The organism is Actinospica durhamensis, from assembly GCF_018139695.1.
Classification (GTDB): domain Bacteria; phylum Actinomycetota; class Actinomycetes; order Streptomycetales; family Catenulisporaceae; genus Actinospica; species Actinospica durhamensis.
The window spans coordinates 1-7616 of sequence record NZ_JAGSOG010000350.1 but is presented as its reverse complement, the minus strand read 5'-3'; the positions used below and the strand labels follow the sequence as shown (position 1 = coordinate 7616).

Below are 7616 nucleotides of genomic sequence, written 5' to 3'. Positions count from 1 at the left end.
CTCCGGCGCACGACCGCGAACTTCCCCACCGGCAAGACCCTCGGCTCCTGGCGCCCGGAGGAGTCCACCATCCCCGAGGCGACACAGAACGCGCTGGTCACCCTCGAATGGATCGGCCGCGCGGAGAACCTGGTGATCGCGGGCCCGTCCGGTACAGGGAAAAGTCACCTCACCGAGGGCCTCGCGCACGCCGCGATCGAGAAGGACCTGAAGGTCGCCTGGTTCACCCTCGAGACCCTGCACGCCGTCATCGCCAAGACGAAGATCGACGGCTCGACCGCCCGGACCGTCGCCCGGATCTGCCGGGCCGATTTGATCGTCATCGACGACATCGGCATGCTCCCGGTCCAAGCTGAAGCCGCCGAGGCGTTCTACCGGATCATAGATGCCGCATACGAGAGGCGCTCGATAGCCGTGACCAGCAACATTCATCCTTCAGGCTTTGACACGATCATGCCTAAGACCATTGCGACCGCCGCTGTCGACAGACTACTGCACCACGCGCATCTCGTCCTGACTTCCGGCGATTCGCACCGACTCGCCCAGGCCCTGGCCGGCAAGGGGGTGGTCCCGTTGGCCTGACCATCCTCGCGGGAACCCCACGGCCGCCCACCGGGACATCGGTGGGCACCAGCCTGGACTTCCGCTGTCCGCCAGCCTCGCCATCCGCTGTCCGCCCAACAAGGTCACTTCGTGGCCGTTGACACGGGGCAGCCGCCGATCAGCCGACTCGTGAGCTGAACGAAGTGATCCGCGAGGGTCGGGTATCGAGGTTTTGGGACCGGGCTCCCGGCCTGGCTCGCCAGGGCGGCGAGCACGTTCAAGTCCTTGTGCCAACGAGGTGGGGGCGATCAGTTCGAGTGCGTGGCTGTTGGGCGTGGTCATTCTTCGTGGACGTCTTCGCGTCGGCTTTCCACGCGGCACATCCTGCCGATGCTCGCGTTGTCGGCCGACGCCGCGTTCGGTGAGCCGAAGCGAGGCGAGGCGACTCACGGTGCGTTCACACAACCATCAAAGGTGTGAGCGGCCGGCTGCACCGGGCCGCTACCGATGCTGCGGGTCGGCCTGAGCACTACGCCGCTACGGCGCCGCGCGCACTCCGGCAACACAGATCTCCCACACGCTGACCGGCGACGGAATCGGCACCTAGGTGCCAGGCCGGTTGGAGTCAGCCCGGACCTGTTCCGCCGCAGATCAACGTCTGGAAGAGTCTTTCTCAGCAGCCGGAAGGACTGAGACCGGCAAGCAGGCGGGGCCGTCCACGAGCCCGCACAAACGATCACCATGCCGATGCCGTTTGGGGATACCGCCATGCCTTTTTCACACTCGCCCGCGCCACGGTCGCGACCGTCCGGGTCGGGGCCAGGGCACGCGGGGGTGAGCCCGGAACTCGCCATCGACCTGCTGTCGGTGGCGGCGTTGCTCACGGACCGGCTCGCATACATCAGGGCCCGGCCGGGGCCGCGCGCACCGGACGTCGGTCCGGCACCGTCGCACCACGGCGAATCCGAGCCGGCAGCCGTCGACGGCTTGGCGCCGCGGTTGTGCCTCCGCGCGATCGAGATGTCTCCCGTGCCGCCGGGCTCGAGCGCCACCGCCCTTGCGCCGCCGGCGGGCTTCAGCGCCACCGCCCTCACGCCGCCGGCGGGGAACGCGCCCGGCGGCTGGGACCGGTCCGTCTGGTCCTTCCCCGCGCCAGAACGTCGCCGCCCCCGATCCGTGCGCCACGCCCGCGAACCGGACACGACCCTGAGAACGGAGAATCATGATGACCACCGCCCGACGCAACCGACGCCACGCCCTCGCCTTGGCAGCGACCCTGGCCACCCTCGGCGCAGGCAGCCTCGCCCTGGTGATGGCCGATTCAGCCGGGGCGGCTGCTCCTGCGGGCCCGGCCGCGAGTGCGCCGCAGCACACGATCGTGCCGATGTCCCCGCCGACGCAGAGTCAAGCCGCCGGCCCTTCCCGATCGCCCGGTCCCCTGCCGGCGAGTACCGCCCGCGCCGTTGTGCGCGTCAGTGCCTCTCCGGCGGTCGCCGCCCCCACGCGGAATCGCCCGCAGCTGGCGAGCAGCCAGGTACCCGGCTTCGCGGTCGAGCAGTGGAAGCCGGTCGGCGTCCCGGTGACCCGCGCCATCGACGGCCACGACATCGGCGAGAACGAATGCGCGAGTGTCGTAGGTGCTTCGGGCTGGGTGCAGCAGTCCTTCTCCGGTGGCGACGGCCAGAACGTGGCGATCCAGGACACGTTCACGTTCGCCGATACGTCCGGCGCCCGCAGCGCCTTGAGTGCGATCGCCACCAGCATGGCCGGGTGCCAGGACGTGAGCCGTGCCCTGCAGCAGAAGAACGGGATCACCTCCGACGCGCAGGTCGCGAAAACCGCGGGCAGCGCCTTTGCCGACGCGTGGCAGCGGCGCTGGACCGGCGTGATGGGCATGTCCGCCGCCGGCCCGCAGATCAACCACATCTATGTGGCTGTGAGCGACAGCGAGCTCATCGTCCTGCAGTTCACCGAGTTTCCGGGCCAGGCCGCGGCGTACCACACGGCCGCCGACCCGGGCGTGCTGACCATGCTCCTCAAGGAGTCGGCACAGTAACCCCCCGGCGTCCGAGACACCTCGGACGATCACCGTATCCGAACAGCCGACGGACTATCGAAAGGAACCATCCCCATGACCCAGCTCACCACCGCCCGCCGCGCCGCCACCACCGTCGCCGCGGCCCTGCTCGGCGCCACCTGCCTCGGCGGCATCGCTCACGCCTCCATCGTGGCCTCCGGCTATGACACGTCCAACGGCACCGGCACCCTGGGCCCGGCCGCGCCCGGAGACGCCATCACCCGAGCCCAGATCATCTCCCGGGCCCAGGACTGGATGAACGCCCAGGTGCCCTACTCCCAGACCGAGGGCTGGGAGGACTCCGGCACCGGCGGCCCCTACCGGATGGACTGTTCCGGGTTCGTCTCCATGGCCTGGGGCCTGACCACCTCGATGGTCACCTCCACCCTGCCCGAAGTCGCCACCGTCACCGATTCGAACATCTCCGGAGACGAGAACATCAACCCCGGTGACGCCCTCGACTACACCGCCGACCACGTCGTGCTGTTCGACCACTGGACCGACAACTCCGGCGACTTCGCCTACGACGCCGAGCACACCACCGGCCAGGTCACCAACCAGTCCACCGACAACATCGACGACAGCACCCTCGAGGGCTACGCGATGAGCGACTTCGAGGCCCTTCAGTACAACGATCTGGCCGCCGGCAGCCCCAGCCCCAGCTCCACCGCTCCGGACGGCTCGCACCAGGCCTCGCCGGTGGTGGCGCAGAACGACGGCACGGTCGACCTGCTCTACCAAGGCACCGACGGCACCGCGGACCACGACTGGTACGTAGCCGGGTCCTCCTGGGCCGGTCCGAGCAGTGTCGGCGGCACGCTCGCCTCGGAGCCCTCGACCGTGACCACCGTGGCCGGCACCGTCGACTCGTTCTGGAAGGGCACCGACGGCAACCTCTGGCACTCCTACACGACCGGCGGCAAGTGGTCCACCCCGGTCAGCCTCGGCTACGGCACGCTCGGCAGCGCCCCGTACGCGGTCGGCCAGGCCAACGGCACCATCGACGTGTTCTGGCGCGGCGCCAACGACGACCACCTGTGGCTGGCCCATTACACCGCGGGCGTCGGTTGGAGCTCGTCCGCGATCGACCTCGGCGGCGACATCGCCCCGGGCACGGTACCGGCGCCGGTATCCTCCGTGGCCGGCACCACCGACGTGTTCTTCAAGGGCACCGACGGCAACCTCTGGCACGTCTTCAGCAGCAACTACGGGACGTCCTGGACCGCCGCGGCCAGCCTCGGCTACGGCACGCTCGGCAGCAGCCCGACCGCGACCGGCCACGCCGACGGCACCATCGACGTGACCTGGCGCGGCGCGAACGACGACCACGTGTGGCTCGGCCACTACACGGCGGGTGTCGGTTGGAGCTCGAGCGCGCGGGACCTCGGCGGCGACGTCATGGCGGGCACCGTCCCCTCGCCGGTGACCTCGCATGACTACACCACCGACATCTTCTTCGAGGGCACCGACGGCAACCTCTGGCACGTCTTCTCGAACGACTACGGCGTGGAGTGGGCCCCCGCGATCAGCCTGGGTATGGGCACCGTCACCCAGCCGCTCGCGGCCGGACAGACCGACGGCACGATCGATGTGTTCTGGAAGGGCACAGCCGACAACCACATGTGGCACGCCTGGTACAACGCGGGCGGCGGCTGGACCACCAGCCCGGTGAGCATGGGCGGCTCGGCCGAGTAGTCGGCGGCGGAGACGGTGGCCGGCAAGCCGGCCGGCCGACCGTCGAATCAGCACACGAATGCAAACGTGGCCCGGTCGGTTCTCCGACCGGGCCACCAGCCCTGACGCGTAGCCGCACGATGGGGGCCAGGGTGTGTCGGCCTGGCATTCGGCTCTGGGGTAGATCAGCAGGCTGTTGCGCCGACGAGGACGAGTCCGTTGCTCGGCTTGCGGCGGGTCGGCGCTTCGCGGCCCGGTCTGAGTCCAGGGCGCCGACGATGGCGATCGCGGCCTGCCACAGGCCAGTTCCTCGATCCGTGCGGCTCTTCGTTACAGCCAGCCGCGCTGGGCGGCTTTGAGTCCGGCTTCGAAGCGGCTGGAGGCGTTGAGGCGTTCCATGAGGCCGGCCATCTGGCGGCGGACGGTGCGCAGCGAAACGCCGAGTCGTTTGGCCGCGGCCTCGTCGGTCATGCCGCCGGCCAGGAGGGTGAGCAGGGTGCGCTCGGTCGAGGTGAGTCCGGTGGCCCCGTCGGGGGTCTTGTCCGCGCCGAGGGGGATGGCGGTGTTCCACGCCTGTTCGAACAGGGCGATGAGGGAGGCGAGCATGCCGGGCTCGCGGGTACACAGCGCGCCGGCGGCGGGGTCGGACGGGTCGATCGGCACGAGCGCGTACTCCCGGTCGAAGATCAGGAGCCGGGGCGGGAGCAGGGGCGCGGTGCGCACCTGCGCACCCTGTTCGGTCATCCACTGGGCGTACGCGAAGGTGGCCGTGCTGTTGCGCACCGCGTCCTGGTAGAGGACCTGGAGGGTGATCCCGCGCTCGAGCATCAAGGCATCCACCGGCCGCCCCAGCTCCAGGGTCTGGGCGGGCAGCGCGGCCCCGGGGGTCACCGAGCACAGCTCGCTGCGCACGTCCCGCGCGAGCTGCTCTATCCGGGCCTGGACGGCGTCGAGGCCGATCAGGCGGGTCGCACCGTCCCGGCTCGTGTTCGGGCGCAGGTGGGCGAACTGCGCGAGGGCGTGAGCGGCGGCGGCCTTGCCCACGGCCAGCTCCTGCTGGCGGCGGGCGAGGTCCTCCTCCTGTCGGCGCAGGATCGCCTCGAAGCCCGCCTGCGGGTCGACCGCGTGCAACGTCCCCGGACGGTCGCGCGAGGTGCGCACCAGGGCCAGGTCCGCGAGTTGGTCCAACGCGGCGCGCACCTGGTGCTCAGTCAGGCCGAGGCTCTCGCACAGCTCGACGACGCCGAACTCCGGTTCGGCGAGTATCTCCTGATAGACCGCCTGCCCCACCACGTCCAGCCCCAGCAGCTCCAGCATCGACTCCCCCTGCGCCGCGTTTGAATAGCCCCGCTTTCAGTGTATTTACTTAGGCCATCCTGCCAGGCTGCCGGCACAGTTCGCAAGGACGCTGATACCGCGTCGACGACGCAGCTCCGTGCGCTTCGGCAGTCACCTTGGTGCCAGCCCCCTTGGTGCCATGGCGAAGCTCTTCCCCCCAGGTCAGGGCGGGCGCAGGATAGGAATCACCGAGCCGGACGGGGAACCGGAGAGCCGGGAAGCAGGAAGCAGGAAGCAGGAAGCAGACAAACCTCCCGGACCCCGCATCAGGGCCGTTTCTCACACACCACCGACGCCAGACAGGGATACCCCCATGCCGAAAACCGCTCGCGCCATCGTGACAGCCCTCGCCGCGCTCGCCCTGACGGTCCTCGCCCCCGCCGGCGTGCAGGCCCTGTCGGGCACGGTCCCCGCTACAGCCACCGCGAGCGGCACCCTGACCGGCACGGCCACATCGACTGCCACCGCCGACTGCGCGGGCTGCTGGTCGTGATCCGGATGCATCTCGTCCAACTCCGCCTGACCCGTCCGGCCGGGCCGGCACCCCATGAGGCCGACGCGCACCTGATCCATGACGTGCTGTGGGCCCTCGCCCCGCCCGGCGCAGGCATCGAACACATCAGAGCCCGGGCCGGGCCCGACGGGATCGACCTCACGTTCTTCCTGCGCAACGACATCCCCGACCCGGATCGCCACGCGCGCACCCTCCTGGCCACCCTCGCCCACACTTCACCGGCCCTCAGCGCCTGGTCCATCTCCACCGCGCGCTAGGTCGTGTCTTCAAAGGTTCGTCGGGGCCGCGACGCCTGCCACGCACGCTCGCGGCGTTGCCGGACCGCTTACAGACGACCGAGTATGCGCGCGGCCCGGCGCCTTGCGAGCGCACGCGTCAGACGCCGCGGCCTGACCCGACGCCCCTTTGAAGACACTCCCTAGTCCCCCGCAGCCCGCACCGCCGATTCCGGCACACGTCCTGAGCCGCATCCGTCCACTCGGCCGAAAGGCACAGCCATGTCCGCACGCACCCGCAACCTCGCCCGCAGGACCACCACCGTCCTCGCCGCCGCCGCTACCGCCGCGGCCTTCACCGCGCTTCCCGCGAACGCCGCCACGACGACCAAGACGACCTCCCCGGCCGTGCAGGTCTGCGGCGAGGGAAGCGCGGTCACCCATCCCACCAGCATGGTCCTGACCTGCGCGGACAACGGGGAGGTGGCGAAGAGTCTGAAGTGGACGAGCTGGTCCGCGACCGGCGCGACGGCGACCGGGCAAGTCAGTTGGCGCAGCGGCGCCGCCGACCTCGCCCGCGCCACCTCATGGAAGAGCGCCAGCGCGCAGTTCACGTTGACCGACCCGGTTGCCGAGCCCGGGCAGGGAACGGTGTTCACCAAGCTGGTGCTGCACGTGACCGGTGCCACTCCGCGCGGATTCATGCGCGACCTGACCTTCGACGAGACCCCCGTACCGGTCGCCATCGCCCCACCCTCGCCGAAGCTGAAATCCTCGGTCCTGTCCCCCGGGATCATGCACGCTGCCGCGGCGAGCGGGACGCTCGGCTATGCCCAGATCGAGGGGTACTGGATCGCCGCCGGCGGCCCTTCGAGCGTGGCGGAGACAGCTGCGGCGATCACCGGCGCGGAAAGCAGCTTCGAGCCCGGGATCATCCAGCAGGGCGTGGACTACTGCGGCGCCGGTGCGGACCGGGCCGGCTGGGGTCTGTGGCAGATCACGTGCGGTAACTCCGTTCCCTCCTACGGCACCGACTTCCAGATACTGGACCCGTGGAACAACGCCGAGGCTGCCGTCTCCAAGTACAACGCCGACGTGGCCGCCGGAGACAACGGCTTCGACCCCTGGTCCACCTACGCCACCGGCGCCTACCAGAACTTCCTGCAGAGCACCGCCCCGGCCACGGGCCTGACCGATCCCGGCCAGTACACGCAGGCCGGCAGCACCCCCTCGGGCACCCCGTCCTCCCCGGCCG

7 protein-coding genes are annotated in these 7616 nt (G+C 70.2%); 6 read left to right on the top strand and 1 reads right to left on the bottom strand.

Annotated elements, in window-relative coordinates:
* From KDL01_RS37025 to KDL01_RS37015, 3 genes are all read left to right on the top strand, one after another.
* A partial coding sequence (locus KDL01_RS37025) for an ATP-binding protein (protein ID WP_212533382.1) occupies positions 1-582 on the top strand: 582 nt, incomplete at its 5' end.
* 1345 nt (positions 583-1927) lie between these two features.
* Positions 1928-2599: a hypothetical protein gene (locus tag KDL01_RS37020; RefSeq protein ID WP_212533381.1), complete on the top strand. Its 672-nt coding sequence runs from the start codon at positions 1928-1930 to the stop codon at positions 2597-2599.
* A 75-nt stretch (positions 2600-2674) separates the two neighbouring features.
* Entirely contained in the window at positions 2675-4315 is a 1641-nt protein-coding gene (locus KDL01_RS37015) for a DUF8189 domain-containing protein (protein WP_212533380.1), read from the top strand.
* Between the two features lie 309 nt (positions 4316-4624).
* Here KDL01_RS37015 and KDL01_RS37010 read toward each other — a convergent pair whose 3' ends face one another.
* A complete protein-coding gene (locus KDL01_RS37010) occupies positions 4625-5611 on the bottom strand; it encodes a LuxR C-terminal-related transcriptional regulator (protein WP_212533379.1) in 987 nt (328 codons plus the stop codon).
* Between the two features lie 334 nt (positions 5612-5945).
* On the opposite strand from KDL01_RS37010, the gene KDL01_RS37005 reads away from it, so the two are divergent.
* From KDL01_RS37005 to KDL01_RS36995, 3 genes are all read left to right on the top strand, one after another.
* On the top strand, positions 5946-6125 hold the full coding sequence (locus KDL01_RS37005; protein ID WP_212533378.1) for a hypothetical protein: 180 nt from the start codon (positions 5946-5948) through the stop codon (positions 6123-6125).
* Complete coding sequence (locus KDL01_RS37000; RefSeq protein WP_212533377.1) at positions 6122-6403, top strand: hypothetical protein; 282 nt, start codon at positions 6122-6124, stop codon at positions 6401-6403. Before KDL01_RS37005 ends, KDL01_RS37000 begins: the two co-directional genes overlap by 4 nt.
* Positions 6404-6643: 240 nt before the next feature.
* Positions 6644-7616: transglycosylase SLT domain-containing protein (locus KDL01_RS36995; protein ID WP_212533376.1), on the top strand; the 973-nt coding region annotated here is incomplete at its 3' end.